Here is a 17,289-nt window from a genome sequence, read left to right as displayed (position 1 = left end):
CCAATGACTGAACACTCCCCCAACGACCAGTTCCACGCCTCCAGCTTCATGCAAGGCCACAATGCCGAGTATCTGGAGCAGCTTTATGCGCGTTACGCCAAAGACCCCAACGCGGTCGATCAAGGCTGGCAGGACTTCTTTAAAGCCCTGGGCGACGCCGACACCGATGTGACCGCCGAGGCCGCTGGCCCAAGCTGGGCGCGCGCCGACTGGCCGCCGCAGCCCAACGACGACCTGACCCAAGCGCTGGACGGCCAATGGGCGGAGCCGGAAAAAGCCGCCGACAAGATCAAGGCGAAGGCCGCCGAAAAGGGCGTGCCGGTTTCCGATGACCAGATCAAGCAAGCCGTGCTGGATTCCATCCGCGCCATCATGATCATCCGCGCCTATCGCATCCGTGGCCACCTTGCCGCCGATCTGGACCCGCTGGGCATGCGCGAGATCACCGAACACCCCGAATTGGACCCGAAGAACTACGGCTTCTCCGAGACCGACCTTGACCGCCCGATATTCATCGACAACGTGCTGGGGCTGGAAACCGCCTCCATGCGCGACATCGTGGCTATACTGAAACGCACCTATTGCGGCACATTCGCGCTGCAATACATGCACATTTCCAACCCCGAAGAAGCAGGCTGGTTGAAAGAGCGTATCGAAGGTTGGGGCAAGGAAATCACTTTCAGCCAAGAAGGCCGCAAGGCAATCCTGAACAAGCTGGTCGAGGCCGAAGGCTTCGAAAAGTTCCTGCACGTCAAATACATGGGTACCAAACGCTTCGGCCTTGATGGTGGCGAAAGCCTCGTGCCTGCGATGGAGCAGATCATCAAACGCGGTGGTAGCCTTGGCGTCAAAGACATCGTCATCGGCATGCCCCACCGTGGCCGCCTATCAGTTTTGGCGAACGTGATGAGCAAGCCCTACAAGGCGATCTTCAACGAGTTTCAGGGCGGCAGCTTCAAGCCCGAAGATGTCGACGGCTCCGGCGACGTGAAATACCACCTCGGCGCATCGTCGGACCGCGAATTTGACGGCAATACTGTCCACCTGTCGCTCACCGCCAACCCGTCCCACCTTGAGGCGGTCAACCCCGTCGTCTTGGGCAAGGCCCGCGCCAAGCAGGACCAGAACAACGACAAAGACCGGACAAGCTGCATGCCGATCCTGCTGCATGGCGATGCGGCCTTCGCAGGTCAGGGCGTTGTGGCAGAAGGCTTCGGCCTGTCCGGCCTGAAGGGCCACAAGACCGGCGGCACAATGCATATCGTGGTGAACAACCAGATCGGCTTCACCACAGCGCCACATTTCTCGCGCTCCTCGCCCTACCCGACCGATATCGCTTTGATGGTCGAGGCACCGATTTTCCACGTCAATGGCGACGACCCGGAGGCCGTGGTCCACGCCGCCAAGGTCGCGACCGAGTTCCGCCAGAAGTTCCACAAGGATGTGGTGATCGACATCATCTGCTACCGTCGGTTCGGCCATAACGAGGGCGATGAGCCCATGTTCACCAACCCGTTGATGTACAAGCAGATAAAGAAGCAGAAGACCACGCTGACCCTCTACACCGAACGCCTCGTGCGTGACGGGCTGATCCCCGAGGGCGAGATCGACGACATGAAGGAAACCTTCCAGAACTACCTCAGCGAGGAGTTCGAGGCGGGCAAGGACTACAAACCCAACAAGGCCGACTGGCTGGACGGCAAGTGGTCCCATCTGGATCGCCGTGACGAGGAAGATTACCAACGTGGCCAAACCTCTATCTCCAAGGAGACCTTCGACGAGGTTGGCAAGTCCTTGGTCAAAGCCCCCGACGGCTTCCCGCTTCACAAAACTGTGGGCCGCCTGCTGGAAACCAAGGCTGAGATGTTCAAATCCGGCGAGGGCTTCGACTGGGCAACAGGCGAGGCGCTGGCCTTTGGTTCGCTGCTCACCGAAGGTTTCCCCGTCCGCCTGTCCGGCCAGGACTGTACACGCGGCACTTTTAGCCACCGCCACTCCGGCCTGATCAATCAGGACACTGAGGAGCGGTACTACCCCCTCAACAATATCCGCGATGGCCAGTCCCAGTACGAGGTCATTGACTCGATGCTGTCGGAATATGCGGTGCTTGGGTTTGAATACGGCTACAGCCTCGCCGAACCCAACGCGCTGGTGCTCTGGGAAGCCCAGTTCGGCGACTTCGCCAACGGCGCGCAGATCATGTTCGATCAGTTCATCTCGTCGGGCGAGTCCAAGTGGCTGCGCATGTCCGGCCTCGTCTGCCTACTGCCCCACGGTTATGAGGGCCAAGGCCCCGAGCACTCCTCAGCCCGCCTTGAACGCTTCCTGACCATGTGCGGCGGTGACAACTGGATCGTGGCAAACTGCACGACGCCCGCCAACTACTTCCACATCCTGCGCCGCCAGATCCACCGCGACTTCCGCAAGCCGCTGATCCTGATGACGCCCAAATCCCTGCTGCGCCACAAAATGGCGGTGTCCAAAGCGGAAGAATTCCAGGACGGCTCATCCTTCCACCGCGTGTTGTGGGACGACGCGCAACATGGCAACTCCGACACCAAGCTGGTGTCGGACGACAAGATCAAGCGCGTGGTCATGTGTTCCGGCAAGGTCTATTTCGACCTGCTGGAGGAACGCGACGCCCGCGGCCTCGACGACGTCTACCTGATGCGGTTCGAGCAGTTCTATCCTTTCCCCGCCATCTCCGCGGTGGGCGAGCTGGAGCGCTTCAAGAACGCCGAAATGGTTTGGTGTCAGGAAGAGCCCAAGAACCAGGGCGCGTGGTCCTTTATGGAGCCCAACATCGAGTGGGTACTGACCCGCATCAAAGCCAAGCATTCGCGCCCGGTCTATGCCGGTCGCGCCGCCGCTGCCTCGCCCGCCACGGGTCTGGCCAGCCAGCACAAAGCACAACAAGCAGCACTCGTAGACGATGCGCTCACAGTTAAAGGAACGAAATAATGTCTGAGATCCGCGTCCCAACCCTTGGCGAAAGCGTCACCGAGGCCACCGTGGCCACATGGTTCAAAAAGCCCGGCGATACCGTCGCCGTCGATGAAATGTTGTGCGAGCTGGAAACCGACAAGGTCACCGTCGAGGTGCCGTCCCCCGTCGCAGGGACCCTGTCGGAAATCGTCGCCCAAGAAGGCGAAACCGTCGGCGTCGACGCCCTGCTGGCGCAGGTCAGCGAAGGTGATGCAGAAAAGCCGAAGCAGGACGATCCGACTGTCGAGCCCGACAAAGCCATCAACGCAGGCCCGACAGACGTGAAGCCCCGCGAAGACGGCGGTGACAGCATCGATGTCATGGTCCCCACATTGGGCGAAAGCGTGACCGAGGCGACCGTCTCCACATGGTTCAAGAAAGTCGGCGACACCGTCGCGCAGGACGAAATGCTCTGCGAGTTGGAGACCGACAAGGTCTCCGTCGAGGTCCCGTCGCCCGCCGCCGGCACGATCACCGAAATACTCGCCGCTGAAGGCACGACCGTGGACGCCTCCGCCAAACTGGCCGTCCTGTCCTCTGGTGGTGGTGCGGCTGCGGCCGCTGCGCCTCCGGCGTCAAAGGACAGCGCCCCTGCGCCCGCATCCAGCGGCGGCAAGGACGTCGAGAACGCCCCCTCCGCCAACAAGATCATGGCCGAAAAGGGCATCGACCCCGCCACCGTCCAAGGCTCCGGCCGCGACGGGCGCATCATGAAGGAAGACGTGCAAAACGCCATGGCCTCCGCTCCTACCCCTGCCGCGCAGGCCCCCCGCGCACCGGTTTCCGCCGATGACGACAGCCGCGAAGAACGGGTCAAGATGACCCGCCTGCGCCAGACCATCGCGCGCCGCCTGAAGGAAAGCCAGAACACCGCCGCCATGCTGACCACCTATAACGAGGTGGACATGGGCGCGGTCATGGACCTGCGCAACGAATACAAGGACCTGTTCCTGAAGAAACATGGCGTGAAGCTTGGCTTCATGTCCTTCTTCACCAAGGCCTGCGTCCACGCGCTGAAGGAGGTCCCCGAGGTCAACGCCGAGATCGACGGCACCGACGTGGTCTACAAGAACTACGTCCACATGGGCATCGCCGCAGGCACGCCCACCGGCCTCGTCGTCCCCGTGATCCGCGACGCGGATTCCATGAGCTTCGCCGAGATCGAGAAGGCCATCGCCGAGAAAGGCGCCAAGGCCCGCGACGGCAAGCTGTCCATGGCAGAGATGCAGGGCGGCTCGTTCACCATCTCCAACGGCGGCGTCTACGGCTCGCTCATGTCCTCGCCCATCCTGAACCCACCGCAATCCGGCATCCTCGGCATGCACAAAATCCAGGACCGCCCCATGGCGATCAACGGAGAGGTCGTCATCCGCCCGATGATGTATCTGGCGCTTAGTTACGACCACCGGATTGTGGATGGCAAAGGGGCTGTGACGTTCTTGGTGCGTGTGAAAGAGGCGCTTGAGGATCCACGTAGGTTGTTGATGGATTTGTAGGGATACAAGTATGTCAAGTATCAAGTGCTTTGGCTTGTTCTGGCGGCGTGACTTAGTCGAACTTGATGATTTTTGGATTTATGGCTGGAGACCAAAATCACTTTCCTCAACAGAGCCTGACGAACCAGAAACGCAAATCAACTTTCAGTCAGGTGTTTATGTTCTGCAGAATGACCAACGAGAAAATTTGTACATTGGTCAGGCGGGCCGCGGTAAGTCAAAAATTGGGCCAAGACTTTGGGCGCACACTCGGAACAATAACAGAGACCGATGGTCACATTTCTCATGGTTTGGGTTAACTGATCCAAAGCGGTTGCCGAAAGGGAGTGTAGATGACCAATCCGAAGCTGACGAAACTGAAGACAATGCTCGCCCGATCAGCTTTGCATTGAACGAACTTGAGGCCCTGCTGATTTCAGTTGGTGAACCAGCGCTAAATAAACGAGGAGGCGATTGGGGCGATGCAAAGGAGTATCTGCAATGGTCGCACTATGAAGACGTGCACCTTCGAGAACTATACTCTCAAAATAAAAAACTAAAAAAGAGACTTAAACGAATTGAGAAAAGACTCGGCCAATAGCACCCCGAGTTGTGGTTCGTTCTTTGCCAAAGACGAACGATTCACCTACCACACCACCCCCGTAGGGCGGGGTTCACCCCGCCACCCCACAAAGGATCTCGATGGCCTATCTAGACCCCATAACCCTCACCTGCCCGGAAAGCGATTTCAACGATGAAATCCGCATCGTGGTCGGTGTCGGTCCAAGCTCCGAGCCGGGGGATACGCCCTACCACCGCTTCCAAAGCTCGGGCGGGTTTGTCAAGGGCACCAAAGAAGACGGCTCGCGCGACGGGACACTTCAGTGCCCCAATGATGGCACGATCGTCTGGACCAACCAAGCCGGAAAGAAAGCCAAGAAATGACCACCGAACTCACCATCCTCACCCTCGCGGCCCTGCTGCAAGTCGTGCAATTCTTGCTCTACTCGGTCACCGCACAAATGCAGGTCGGCACAAAAGCCGCCGCCTCACCGCGCGACAAGAAGATCGAGCTGACCGGAACCGCCGGCCGTCTGCAACGCGCGATGAACAACCATTTCGAGGGGCTGATCCTGTTCACCATCGCCGCCGTCGTGATCTCGGTCAGCGGCCAGTCCACCCCCGTCACCGCAACCTGCGCCTGGCTCTACCTCATCGCGCGGGTGCTCTACATTCCCGCCTACGCGTTTGGCCTGACCCCTTGGCGCTCCGTCATTTGGGCCGTAGGGTTCTTCGCAACAGTCACCATGCTTGTCGCGGCGCTGCTCTAAAAAGGTGCCCGACAGAAGTCCGACGCTTTGCCGACGGATCGCAGACACAGAAAACACGCCTATTTAAGGTAAGGAGATACCTCAATGTCCAGCTACGACGTCATCATCATCGGTTCCGGCCCCGGCGGCTACGTCTGCGCCATCCGCTGCGCCCAACTCGGCCTGAAAGTGGCTTGCGTAGAAGGTCGCGAAACCCTTGGCGGCACCTGCCTGAACGTCGGCTGCATCCCGTCCAAGGCCCTGCTGCACGCGTCGCACCAGTTGCATGAGGCAGAGCATAATTTCGCCAAGATGGGCCTGAAGGGCAAGGCACCGTCCGTCGACTGGAAACAGATGCTGTCCTACAAGGACGAGGTCATTTCCGGCAACACCTCCGGCATCGAATTTCTGTTCAAAAAGAACAAGATAGATTGGATCAAAGGCTGGGCCTCCATCCCCGAGGTGGGCAAGGTAAAAGTCGGTGACGAAGTCCATGAGGCCAAGAATATCGTCATCGCATCCGGCTCTGACGTGGCCACCCTGCCCGGCGTAGAGATCGACAAAAAGACCGTCGTCTCCTCCACCGGCGCATTGGAATTGGGCAAGGTTCCAAACAAGCTGGTCGTGATCGGCGCAGGCGTGATCGGACTGGAACTGGGCTCTGTCTACAAGCGTTTGGGTGCCGAAGTGAAGGTGATAGAGTTCCTCGACACAATCACCCCCGGCATGGACGCGGAAGTGGCCAAGACCTTCCAGAAACTGCTGAAGAAACAAGGTCTTGAGTTCCAACTCGGCGCCGCCGTCCAAGGCGTAGACGTCAAGAACAACAAGGCCAAAGTCACCTACAAACTGCGCAAGGACGACAGCGAGCACACCGAAGACGCAGACGTCGTGCTGGTTGCCACTGGTCGCAAACCCTACACCGACGGTCTTGGCCTCGAAGCCCTTGGCGTCGAGATGGAAAAGCGCGGCCAGATCAAGACCGACGCCCATTGGGCAACCTCGGTGAAAGGCATTTACGCCATCGGCGACGCGATCACCGGCCCGATGCTGGCCCACAAGGCCGAAGACGAAGGCATGGGCGTCGCCGAGGTCCTTGCAGGCCAAAAAGGCCATGTAAATTATGATGTTATCCCCGGCGTGATCTACACCCACCCCGAAGTCGCCAGCGTCGGTGCCACCGAAGAACAGCTCAAAGAGGCGGGCCGAAACTACAAGGTCGGCAAATTCTCCTTCATGGGCAACGGCCGCGCAAAGGCCAATTTCGCAGGCGACGGGTTTGTCAAAATCCTCGCCGACAAGGATACCGACCGTATCTTGGGTGCGCATATCATCGGCCCAATGGCGGGCGACCTGATCCACGAGGTTTGCGTTGCGATGGAATTCGGCGCCGCGGCGGAGGATCTCGCCCGCACCTGCCACGCGCACCCGACCTATTCGGAAGCCGTGCGCGAGGCCGCACTGGCTTGTGGCGACGGCCCCATCCACAGCTAACCGCCTATCATTGCTTCACAAATACCTCGGGGTGTGGGGCAGCGCCCCACGAATATCGGGGGTCCGAAAGGACCTCCGAAACTCCTATTGCGCCAACATCCGAAGCCCTTGGGTCACATCCGCCCGCACAGCCAACCGCAATCCCGGTTCATCCCCTGCCTTGAGAGCGGCGACGATGAGACGGTGGTGTTGCGGCAGTTCCGAGCGCCTTAGCTTCTCGTACAAACTGCGCATGGTTGGCCCCATTTGCAGCCAGACGGTTTCCGCCATGGCCAGCATGGCCGGGGCCTGCGCACGCAGATAAAGCGTCCGGTGGAACTCGAGATTGGTGCGGATATAACCAACAGCATCTTGGCGCGCGATGGCTTGTCCAATAGTGCCATTGATAGTTTGCAATCGATCAATCAGCGCGAAATGCGCACGAGGCAGCGCACGGGCTGCCAGTTCCGGCTCCAGCAGCGCGCGCAAGGCCGCCAATTCTTCAATGCGGTCGTTTGATAGCTCCGGTGTTGAAATACGTCCCGACGACGACAATGAGAACGCCCCTTCCGCCACCAACCGCCGCATGGCTTCGCGTGCGGGAGTCATCGACACACCGAATTCCTTACCGATCCCCCGAAGGGTCTTGGCAGAGCCGGGCAATATCTCCCCGTGCATGATCTGGGACCGAAGGCGACGGTACACCATGTCATTGGCCGCACCTGTCGCGGCGGTGCCTGTGGGTTCGGGCTTGGGCGCATTCAGCAGCATGGAAAGACTGTGATCACAAACCCTTGCACGGTCAAGGTGTCAAACCTCAAGCTCCGCCACCAGCGCTGCGAACGACGCGCCGTGCATGTCACGATCCTGACGCGTTCCTTGCACCGCAGGGCGAGGCAGGCTGAATTTCAGCACGTTCAATGAGTCCATCTCGTAGCGATCTACAACAGCGATCTCGGCCTCAAATACGTCAGCGATCCGTGCTGACGTGATTGAGGTACAGACCTGCGCGAATACACTTTGTGAGCCACAGAAAATGTCGACGGTTAACCAGAACGGCCCCGCGTTTTTGGAACGCACCTTGACCGCAATATCCCCGAGCCTGCTCATTGGCCCAACTCCTCAATGGTCAATGTGAAAGCCTCCATCAGGTCTTCAAGCTCCAGCACATGGTTCAAGCAGAACTCGTAGACCGCGCCCCTAGACACTTCCGGTGGCGAAAACGGGAATGCAAATGTGGGCATTTCCTCTTCTTCGGTCAACGGGTGATGCAGAAGATACGGGTTCAAAACCTTGGCCACCTCGCGTGACAGACTTTCGGTTGGGGCCGTAACCAGACCCAACACTCCAACTTCGGTTCCAGCTTTGGCTTGTGTGTCCAGTTCCCCCAAAGTCGCATCCAAACCAATCAGGCGGAGTTCAATCTCGAACCCCTCCCCGACACGCGCACGCGCTTTTTCAGTCGCCTTGATCGCGATATCATCGCACCATGTACGGATATTGGCGACGTAGCGGGGGTCGCGCACAGTGACCAAGGACACCGTCTGAAAACCCGCCAGACGTGCGCCTTCCAACTTTACCGTGTAGCGGTCCGAGACCACCCATTCGCTTCCGGAAACACGCACCCGCCTGTCATCGAGTGCCTCATATTTTGCGGCACTTACGTCCAGATAGCCGCCGGGCTCATAAAGGATGTCAGGGTTGGAGTTTTCATAGAGCATATGGGCCGAAACGGTGTGTGGTGTCGCGCGGGCCTCCGCGCCCATCGGGGAAATTGTGAACCCTTCCGCGTCAAACTCGATCAGAATGGTGCCAGAATTGGGCGCAGTCGTTGCCAGCGCGCCGCACTCCCCGATCTTGGCCCCGTGCCACGCCCCGCCAGCGTGGCACCCACGCGACAAGGGCAAAGCTGAAATAATTGCCGTGTCAGTTGTTCGCCCTGCAATCACAATATCCGCACCGGTCTCAAGTGCCGCTTGTATTTGCTCGGCTCCGGCCAATGCCACGATGTTGGAGCAGGATGCTATGACGTCCTCGGACAGCTCCGGTGCCGGCTTTAAGGGCGTGATTTTTCCCTGACCGAATGCGTCGATCAAAGCATCCTGTCGCTGCCCACTTTTGAGAACGGCAAGCTTCACCTTCATCCCGGTTTCGGCAACGATCTCTCGCGTGATATCCACCAGCCAATCCACGGCACTATCCGCGCCGCAGGTGCCAGCGGTTCCGATGATCAGTGGCACACCCGCCTCGGCGCGGGCCTCCATCAACTCACGCCATTCCGCCTTGGTGGAACCGCGCGCATATTTGGAGGTGCCGGTCCCAAGATAATGGGGCCCACTATCCGTGGACCCCCCGTCAATCGCTATGATGTCCGGCTTCTCGCTTATACCTCGTGCCAAAGCTTTGCGGTCATACCCGAGCCCCAAAGCCCCGGAGGGAATAAGAACCTTGACCATCAGTCTGTGATCGCTTGTGGCTTTTTCAGAATGTTACGCAAGAACATCGGCGCAACGAACCCTGCTATGGCAGCGACCCATAGCCCGATCGCAATCGGGCTGGAGAACAGGTAGGTCACATCGCCATCCGACAGTGTCATGGCACGACGCAATGCGTCCTCCATGTTACCGCCTAGCAAGATGCCAAGGATCACGGGCACAGTCGGAATGTCGAGTTTGCGCAGAATGTATCCGAGCGCACCGAAACCTACCATCATCAACAGATCGAAGTAGCTGCCTGACAACGAGTAGATACCGACAAACGAAATCATCGTCACGCCGGGCAGCAATATCCACGCTGGCACCATCAAGATTTTGACGAAGATCTTCACCATCGGCACGTTCATCAAGAGCAGCACAATGTTCGCGATAAGCAGCGAAGCGATCAGGCCCCAAACGACTTCGGGCCGGTCGGTGAACAGCGTCGGGCCGGGTGTGATGTTAAGTGTCATCAGAAGCGCCAGCAAAACCGCGGTCGTGCCAGACCCTGGCACGCCCAGTGTCAGCATTGGCACAAGCGCACCACCTGCTGCGGCGTTGTTGCCCGCCTCCGGAGCCGCGACGCCTTTAGGGACGCCTGTGCCGAAGCCGCCTTTTTCGCCCGCAATGGATTTCTCTGACATATAGGCCATGAACGAGCCAAGCGACGCCCCGGCACCGGGAAGAATGCCCGCGATGAAGCCGACAGCAGAGGACCGAAGCATCGTCCACTTGGTGTCCCAGATATCGCCCCATGGAATGCCGACCTTGTCCAGTTTCACACCGATGGACGACCCCTTGCCGTGGCTTTCGATGAAGAAGAACACCTCGGCGATAGCGAACAGACCGACGATGGCAACAAGGAAATCAACACCGTCATACAGGTGCAGGTTGCCGCCCGTCAGACGCGGCAGACCGGAGGACGAGTCCACACCGATCGTTGCAATACCTAGGCCGATACAAGCGGCCAAAGCGGCTTTGGCCTGGTTGTTGGAGGCCATGCCGCCAAGGGTGCAGAATGCCAGAAGATAGAGGGCAAAATACTCGGCGGGGCCAAAAAGAAACGCGACCCGCGCCAGCGACGGGGCCAGCAGCATCAGGCCGATAGTGGCAAGGAAGGCACCCACGAAAGACGCGACACCTGACAGCACCAGCGCGTCTCCCGCGCGGCCTTGCTTGGCCATCGGGTAGCCGTCGAGGGTGGTCATCAGTGCTGGCTCGTCACCAGGAATGTTCAGCAGGATCGAGGATATCCGCCCGCCATACATCGCGCCGTAATAGACGGAAGTCATCAGCACCAAGGCACTGGTGGCGTCTAGGCCAAGGGTGAAGGTAATCGGGATCAGGATCGCCACGCCGTTCGACGGACCTAAGCCCGGCAGCGCACCGATAATGGTTCCGAGGAAACAGCCGCAAACGGCCAGAAACAGGGTGTAGGGCGAAAGCGCCACGCCGAAGCCCAGCGCGAGGTTGGATAGAATGTCCATATCAGTGCCCCACGAATGGAATGAGAATTGAGATCGCGTCCCACAGTTTCGCGGGCGTCGGGATGCGGTAGGCCACGATGTTGCCCAAACCCAGCGCGAACTTGAACAGCACGAACAGCCCCAGCGACAGGCCGATGCCAGCCAGCATGGCAGGCTTGGCACGCGGGGAAATTTGGTAGCTCAGGATGCCTGCGGCGAAGATGGTCGGCAGGATGAATCCCAGCGGTTTCAGCAGCACGGCGTAGATTGCAAGCACGACGACAGCGACGCCCATGGCGATCCACGAGCCGGAGGCGGGCCAGTCAGGCTCCGGGTCCGGTTTGAAAACCATGAACAACGAACAAAGCGCTGCCACGCCACCGATCAGCATCGGGAACAGCTTCGGCAGAAATTCGCCCGAGAAAAGGTTCGTCTGAATCTGAGTGGCGGCCGCGAGATACGCGACCGCCGTGATCAGAGTGACCAGACCAAATATCCGGTCAGAGGCCATTACTGGGTAACTCCCAGCTCTTTGGACATTGCGGCGATGTCAGCGACAAGACCATCGACATAGGACTGGAAGTCGCCACCGACTTTGGTGAACGGGGCCAAGCCGTTGTCTTTCATTGCCTGCGCCCACTCTGGGCTGTCAGCAACTTGCTGCAGCTTACCGGCCCATTCGTCGAATTTCTCGTCAGAGATGCCCTTTGGTACGTAGAGACCACGCCAGTTCACCGCAACCACATCATAGCCCTGCTCCTTGGCAGTCGGGATATCATCAAAGCCCGGCACGCGCTCGTCAGTGAGAACCGCGATGACGCGGATGTCACCGTTGGACAGGAACGACACAACTTCGGACATGTCGCCGGTCATGGCTTGGGTGAAGCCACCCACAGTTTGCGTGATCGCATCCGCACCGCCGTCAACACCGATATATTTGACCTTGGTGATGTCGGTGAAGCCAGCTTTTTGCAGGATCATAAGTGGCTTCATGTGGTCAAAACCGCCCACAGCAGAACCGCCAGCGAAAGCGACGGAGCCGGGATCGGCCTTGATGGCATCAACCAGATCACCCAAAGACTTGTAGGGGCTGTCAGCTGCAACCACGATCACACCTGGATCGGCACCAATAGCGCCAACAAAGCGCACTTGGTCAGCCGTCATGCCAGCGTAAGCATTTTGTGCCAGACGCGTGGTGGTGGCGGAAGATGCGGCGACAATCAGGTCGCCATCATCTGCGCGCTCGGAAACCACGTGGTTATAAGCAAGTCCGCCACCGGCACCCGGCATGTTGGTCACCTGAACAGGTGTATCAACGGCTTTGATGTCATACATGATCTTGCCGATTTGACGGCAGGTGAAGTCCCAGCCGCCGCCAGGGTTGGCAGGCGCGATACATTCAGCAGCGGAAATTGCGGTGGTGGCCCCAAGACCCAATACAGCACTCGTCATGAGCGCCTTAAAAAGACGGTTCGTCATAGTTTCCTCCCATTTGACATGGCGGGATTCCCCGCACATGGTCCCAGACAAACGCTGAAACCTGACACGAACCTGTCACGCAGCCCAAAAGGCTTCAACCCCATGCGCTATCTGCTGATCGAGGATAACCAAAAGCTGGCAGGTGCGATTGTGGAGCGGCTACAGCTTGACGGACACGCGGTGGATCACGCTGACCGTCTTGACGCGGCAAGTGCCTGCATGGATGTTGCCGATTACGACTTGATTTTGCTGGATATTATGCTGCCAGATGGCGACGGCCGCGATTTCCTACAGCGTCAAAGGCGCGCCGAGAAACGCACACCTGTTATCGTCATCACCGCGCGTTCCGCCGTGTCTGATCGTATCTCCTTATTGGATTTGGGGGCGGATGATTATATTACCAAACCGTTCGACTTTGCCGAGCTGGAAGCCCGTTGCCGCGCTGTCATGCGCCGCCAAGGGGGTGCCGCAGACAACCAGAAGACCTTTGAAGGAACCGTGCTGAACCTGACAACGGGTGCATTGCAATTTGGCGACGCCTCAACAAACCTGCGCAATCGGGAGCTTCGGCTTCTAGAGGTATTCTTCGCCGCGCCCGGTCAAGTATTCTCCAAATCACACCTTATCGACCGGATGTTTTCATTCTCTGACGAGGCGTCAGAAAATGCCATCGAGGTCTATGTAGCCCGCCTTCGCAAACGGCTCGAAGGCTCCGGTGCGCGCATCGAAACCGTGCGTGGCCTCGGGTATCGCATGATCCCCGCATGAAGCAGCCAACCTCCATTCGCAAACGCCTGTTTTTCCAGCTTGCCGCCGTGGCAGCGGTGTTGTCGCTGGCTTTTGTCATGGTGGTGCGCGGTGTCGCGTCGCAGGCAGCCGAGGGAACGCAAGATGACATCCTCGCGGCCTCAGCCACAGCTATTGCCGACAGTCTCACTTCGGAGGACGGCAAAGTCACATTGGAGCTTCCCTATTCCGCACTTTCCATGCTTGGCACGATCAACGAGGACCGTGTGTTCTACCGCGTCATGGTTCAAGGTGAAACACTGACGGGCTACGCAGATCTGCCTGTGACCCGTAGCCCCCGCCGTCTGGATACGCCCGCATTTTCAACTGAAATTTACCGTGGCGACGAGGTGCGAGTTGCCTCCGTCCTGCGCCGCGTCGCCAATACTGCGACCGGTTCGGAAGTTGTGGTCAGCGTGGCGCAGACCAGATCCGGCCTTGCGGCGATTTCGCGACGTATCACGATCACCGCTACAAGTGTGGGGTTGCTGTTCTTCTTGTTGGCCACAACGCTTTCCCTGCTCGCCGCAAACTCGGCGCTGCGCCCGTTGCGGCGGATGACGGGGGCTGTGACGCGGCGTGGCCCGTCCGACCTGCGTCCGGTGACCGCAGAAGCCCCTAAGGAACTTGTGCCCCTGGTTGACGCCCTGAACTCGTTTATGGGGCGGCTGCGTTCATCCCTGTCGCGCACGGAAGACTTGATCTCCGAAGCCGCGCATCGCGTGCGCACACCGCTTGCAACCGTGCGCACGCAAGCTGAGGTGACCCACCGCAAGCTCAACAAACCCGAGCACAAGAAAGCTATCCGCGACATGATCCGTGCGATTGATGAAAGCTCTCGCTCTGCCGGTCAAATCCTCGATCACGCCATGGTCACTTTTCGCGCCGACAGTCTGGCACTGGACCCGTTGGATTTGGCGGCGCTGATCAATGAGACCTGTGATCGCCTCGCGCCTACGGCGGGTTTAAAGGACATTGCTTTGTTGCGAGAGTTGCCGGACAGACCGGTTCCCTTCAACGGTGACGGCATCATGTTGCAAGCTGCGCTGCACAACATTCTGGACAACGCGATCAAGTATTCCCCCGAGGACAGCGACATTACTGTTCGCATCGCAAGCGGCTCGGAGTTGCGTATTTCCATCGCGGATCAGGGCCGCGGCTTTGGCGGTATGGACCTTAAAGACCTCACCACGCGTTATTCTCGCGGGGCAAATGTGGGGGATGTGGTGGGGTCCGGTCTGGGGTTAACCATCGCGGATGAAGTGGCCCATGCCCATGGCGGGCGGCTGGAGCTGTCCCATAGCAAGGAAGGACAAGGCGCATGCGTGTCACTGATTTTGCCCTACGTCTGATTGCCGCCGTAACGTTGTGGAGCGGCGCGGCGCATTCATTCGAGGTCGAAGACCGTCAAGTCTATACCGCAGTGGCTGAGACATCCGTGCTTCGTGTCATTTCTACCGCTGACAAAGCAGTATTCGAGCCCATCATCGCTGCATTTCAGCAGGCAAACCCCGGCATCTCGGTCGATTACACGATCACAGGCACCACAGACCTGATGCAAGCAATCTACGAAGAAGGGGCCGTGTTCGATCTGGCAATATCGTCAGCCATGGACCTGCAAACCAAACTGGCCAATGACGGGTTTGCACAAAGCTATTCGCCGACGAACGCCGCCAGCTTGCCAGATTGGGCGATCTGGCGTGATCAGCTATTTGCCTTCACTCAAGAACCCGCCGTAATGGTGGTATCCAACACCTTCTTTAAACAAGGCGAGGCCCCGCAGACCCGCGACGCGCTTATCGCTTTGCTTCGCGAGAACCCTGACAGATTTCGCGGGCGCATCGGCACCTATGATGTACGGCGGTCGGGATTTGGCTACCTCATGGCCACGCAGGACAGCCGCACATCCGAGACATTCTGGCGATTGATGGAGGTCATGGGTCGTTTGGACGCGCAGCTCTATTGCTGCTCAGGTGACATGATTGCTGAAGTGGCGTCAGGAAAGCTGGCCTTGGCGTATAATGTGCTGGGCAGTTACGCGGCCTCCGAGCAAGCAAAGACCGAGGGCTTTCATATCGTAGAGCTAACCGATTTCGTTAATGTCATGCTGCGCACCGTATTGATCCCCGCCAATGCTGAAAACGTCAAGGACGCCCGGGTTATGGTCGATTTCCTCACATCCTTGCGCGCGCGACCGGACCTTGCGGACAAGACAGGCCTTCCGCCATTGGATGCAAGTGCCTTGCAAAACAACCCCGCGCTTCGACCGATCCGCTTCGGGCCGGGCTTGTTGGTGTTTCTTGATCAGCTGAAAGAGAACAAGTTCCTACGCAGTTGGGAAAACTCCATCTTGCAGGAAACGCCATAGGCGAAGCGGATCGTCGCTTCTGGGTTCACAAATTTCAAAACGGAGGGTGTTTGGTGGAGCCTAGCGGGATCGAACCGCTGACCTCCTGCATGCCATGCAGGCGCTCTCCCAGCTGAGCTAAGGCCCCAAACTGCAACCTTGCGGTTGCGAAGTGGTATCTAGAAGGGCGCGGGGATCAGTTCAAGCGAAAAATCCAACCGCGCCCCACTAATTAGCTGTCGTCGTCGTCGGCGGCTACATCAGCCAGTTCATCAAGGCTGACGGTGTCGTCATCGTCATCGTCTTCAAGGACGTCGTCGCCCAAATCTGCGTCTACTTCGTCCTCATCATCTTCGAGAACGACCTCGTCCGCATCGTCCGCGACGTTGTCTTTGTTTTGCGCGTCAGGCTTGTCCGCCTGCATCGTACGAGACTTGTTACCAGTCAGGCTTTCCAGCGAAAACTCGTGTTCGCAAGCCGGGCAGGTCAACGGGTCTTTTTGCAGGTCGTAGAACCGAACCTGGCAGCTTGGGCAAACGCGTTTAACGCCCCATTCTTCCTTGGGCATAATCGTCCTCTTTCGTCGGTGCAGCTATGAAGGCGCACATGCAGTTGAATATCTGAATTGCAGCCAGTTGCCACATGGGGAAAGGCGTGTCAAAGGCTTTCCCCCCATTGTTGCTTTCCATGGCCTATTGGCCGCGCTACCTTCTACCTAAGCAGTACAATGCAGGCACACAAGAAATGGCAGAAACGATTCAACTGGGTGATCCCCCGATTGACGTGACGTTGAAGCACTCGGCGCGGGCGAAGCGGCTGTCGCTACGCGTGTCGGGTGTCGACGGGCGTGTGTCTCTTACGTTGCCCCGTCGCGCCTCTCTGCGCGAGGCTCAGGCGTTCCTGCACACCAAGGAAGACTGGATTCGTGGCCATCTGGACCGCCAGCCAAGCACGACACTTGTCGTCCCCGGCGCGCTGATACCTGTTGAGGGACGTCCTCGCCTGATCGCTGAAACCCGCACACGCGTCGTGAAGCTGATGGACGAGCACATTCTTGTACCACTTGGTGAAGACAAAGCCGGCGTTCGGGTGCGGGCCTTTCTCAAGACGCTCGCCCGCGACCGCTTGGCGGAAGCCAGCGCACGCTACGCCGCGCAATTGGGTCACCCGTTCGGGAAAATCAGCCTACGCGATACGCGATCCCGCTGGGGGTCGTGCACATCCGAGGGGAACCTGATGTATTCGTGGCGGCTGATACTCGCCCCGGCAAGCGTGCTGGACTATGTCGCAGCGCACGAAGTGGCACATTTGGCCGAGATGAACCACAGCGCGGCGTTTTGGAACGAGGTTGCGGGATTGATGCCCGAATACGAGACCCCACGCAAATGGCTGCGGTCCAACGGCGGCGGATTGCACCGCTTCCAGTTTTGAAAAGGGACGCCCAGTGCCACACAAAAAAAGTGCACACAACCTCGCCTAAAGCTGCGGCTCACT

17 protein-coding genes and 1 tRNA gene are annotated in these 17,289 nt (G+C 58.8%); 10 read left to right on the top strand and 8 right to left on the bottom strand.

Annotation, left to right across the window (positions count from 1 at the left end; genetic code table 11):
• The first annotated feature begins 3 nt into the window (after positions 1 to 3).
• The 6 genes from BDE40_RS00250 to lpdA all read left to right on the top strand — a co-directional run bounded on the left by BDE40_RS00250 (position 4) and on the right by lpdA (position 7,264).
• Positions 4 to 2,961, top strand: coding sequence for a 2-oxoglutarate dehydrogenase E1 component (locus BDE40_RS00250; protein WP_134011739.1), 2,958 nt, complete (start codon positions 4 to 6; stop codon positions 2,959 to 2,961).
• A complete protein-coding gene (odhB, locus tag BDE40_RS00245; protein ID WP_134011737.1) occupies positions 2,958 to 4,481 on the top strand; it encodes a 2-oxoglutarate dehydrogenase complex dihydrolipoyllysine-residue succinyltransferase in 1,524 nt (507 codons plus the stop codon). Before BDE40_RS00250 ends, odhB begins: the two co-directional genes overlap by 4 nt.
• Before the next feature lie 10 nt (positions 4,482 to 4,491).
• Positions 4,492 to 5,061 (top strand): GIY-YIG nuclease family protein, encoded by a 570-nt coding sequence (locus BDE40_RS00240; RefSeq protein ID WP_134011735.1) that lies wholly within the window; start codon positions 4,492 to 4,494, stop codon positions 5,059 to 5,061.
• Between the two features lie 101 nt (positions 5,062 to 5,162).
• Positions 5,163 to 5,405: a hypothetical protein gene (locus BDE40_RS00235; protein ID WP_134011733.1), complete on the top strand. Its 243-nt coding sequence runs from the start codon at positions 5,163 to 5,165 to the stop codon at positions 5,403 to 5,405.
• Entirely contained in the window at positions 5,402 to 5,791 is a 390-nt protein-coding gene (locus tag BDE40_RS00230) for an MAPEG family protein (protein ID WP_134011731.1), read from the top strand. The genes BDE40_RS00235 and BDE40_RS00230 overlap by 4 nt, the downstream gene beginning before the upstream one ends.
• Positions 5,792 to 5,875: 84 nt before the next feature.
• Entirely contained in the window at positions 5,876 to 7,264 is a 1,389-nt protein-coding gene (lpdA, locus tag BDE40_RS00225) for a dihydrolipoyl dehydrogenase (protein ID WP_134011729.1), read from the top strand.
• A gap of 84 nt (positions 7,265 to 7,348) precedes the next feature.
• Here the strand turns inward: lpdA and BDE40_RS00220 are convergent, their stop codons facing one another.
• Genes BDE40_RS00220 through BDE40_RS00195 form a run of 6 tightly spaced genes read right to left on the bottom strand, consistent with a single transcriptional unit; the run spans position 7,349 to position 12,662 of the window.
• The gene (locus BDE40_RS00220) at positions 7,349 to 8,014 is read right to left on the bottom strand and encodes a GntR family transcriptional regulator (protein ID WP_073143073.1); all 666 of its coding nucleotides are present in this window, start codon (positions 8,012 to 8,014) and stop codon (positions 7,349 to 7,351) included.
• Positions 8,015 to 8,053: 39 nt separating this feature from the next.
• The gene (locus BDE40_RS00215) at positions 8,054 to 8,353 is read right to left on the bottom strand and encodes a DUF4387 family protein (RefSeq protein WP_134011727.1); all 300 of its coding nucleotides are present in this window, start codon (positions 8,351 to 8,353) and stop codon (positions 8,054 to 8,056) included.
• Entirely contained in the window at positions 8,350 to 9,699 is a 1,350-nt protein-coding gene (locus BDE40_RS00210; RefSeq protein ID WP_134011725.1) for an acyclic terpene utilization AtuA family protein, read from the bottom strand. Before BDE40_RS00210 ends, BDE40_RS00215 begins: the two co-directional genes overlap by 4 nt.
• Positions 9,699 to 11,204, bottom strand: coding sequence for a tripartite tricarboxylate transporter permease (locus BDE40_RS00205; protein WP_134011723.1), 1,506 nt, complete (start codon positions 11,202 to 11,204; stop codon positions 9,699 to 9,701). Before BDE40_RS00205 ends, BDE40_RS00210 begins: the two co-directional genes overlap by 1 nt.
• Position 11,205: 1 nt before the next feature.
• Positions 11,206 to 11,694, bottom strand: a complete 489-nt coding sequence (locus BDE40_RS00200; RefSeq protein WP_134011721.1) for a tripartite tricarboxylate transporter TctB family protein — start codon at positions 11,692 to 11,694, stop codon at positions 11,206 to 11,208.
• Positions 11,694 to 12,662: a Bug family tripartite tricarboxylate transporter substrate binding protein gene (locus tag BDE40_RS00195; RefSeq protein WP_134011719.1), complete on the bottom strand. Its 969-nt coding sequence runs from the start codon at positions 12,660 to 12,662 to the stop codon at positions 11,694 to 11,696. Before BDE40_RS00195 ends, BDE40_RS00200 begins: the two co-directional genes overlap by 1 nt.
• Positions 12,663 to 12,764: 102 nt before the next feature.
• Between BDE40_RS00195 and BDE40_RS00190 the strand changes: the two genes are divergently transcribed.
• Genes BDE40_RS00190 through BDE40_RS00180 form a run of 3 tightly spaced genes read left to right on the top strand, consistent with a single transcriptional unit; the run spans position 12,765 to position 15,816 of the window.
• Positions 12,765 to 13,430 carry a response regulator transcription factor gene (locus BDE40_RS00190; protein ID WP_134011718.1) on the top strand — a complete coding sequence of 222 codons (666 nt, stop codon included), beginning with the start codon at positions 12,765 to 12,767 and terminating at the stop codon, positions 13,428 to 13,430.
• Positions 13,427 to 14,800 (top strand): sensor histidine kinase, encoded by a 1,374-nt coding sequence (locus BDE40_RS00185; RefSeq protein WP_134011716.1) that lies wholly within the window; start codon positions 13,427 to 13,429, stop codon positions 14,798 to 14,800. The genes BDE40_RS00190 and BDE40_RS00185 overlap by 4 nt, the downstream gene beginning before the upstream one ends.
• A complete protein-coding gene (locus tag BDE40_RS00180) occupies positions 14,770 to 15,816 on the top strand; it encodes an ABC transporter substrate-binding protein (protein ID WP_134011714.1) in 1,047 nt (348 codons plus the stop codon). The genes BDE40_RS00185 and BDE40_RS00180 overlap by 31 nt, the downstream gene beginning before the upstream one ends.
• Positions 15,817 to 15,867: 51 nt before the next feature.
• Here the strand turns inward: BDE40_RS00180 and BDE40_RS00175 are convergent.
• Both BDE40_RS00175 and BDE40_RS00170 read right to left on the bottom strand, forming a co-directional pair.
• Positions 15,868 to 15,943, bottom strand: a tRNA-Ala gene (locus BDE40_RS00175).
• 84 nt (positions 15,944 to 16,027) lie between these two features.
• Entirely contained in the window at positions 16,028 to 16,363 is a 336-nt protein-coding gene (locus tag BDE40_RS00170; RefSeq protein ID WP_073143056.1) for a TIGR02300 family protein, read from the bottom strand.
• Positions 16,364 to 16,539: 176 nt separating this feature from the next.
• On the opposite strand from BDE40_RS00170, the gene BDE40_RS00165 reads away from it, so the two are divergent.
• Positions 16,540 to 17,226: a M48 family metallopeptidase gene (locus BDE40_RS00165; protein WP_134011712.1), complete on the top strand. Its 687-nt coding sequence runs from the start codon at positions 16,540 to 16,542 to the stop codon at positions 17,224 to 17,226.
• Positions 17,227 to 17,289: the final 63 nt, after the last annotated feature.

Source organism: Litoreibacter halocynthiae (assembly GCF_004365635.1).
Classification (GTDB): domain Bacteria; phylum Pseudomonadota; class Alphaproteobacteria; order Rhodobacterales; family Rhodobacteraceae; genus Litoreibacter; species Litoreibacter halocynthiae.
Note: the sequence above shows the minus strand (reverse complement) of the source record. Positions and strands in the feature narration are given on the sequence as shown.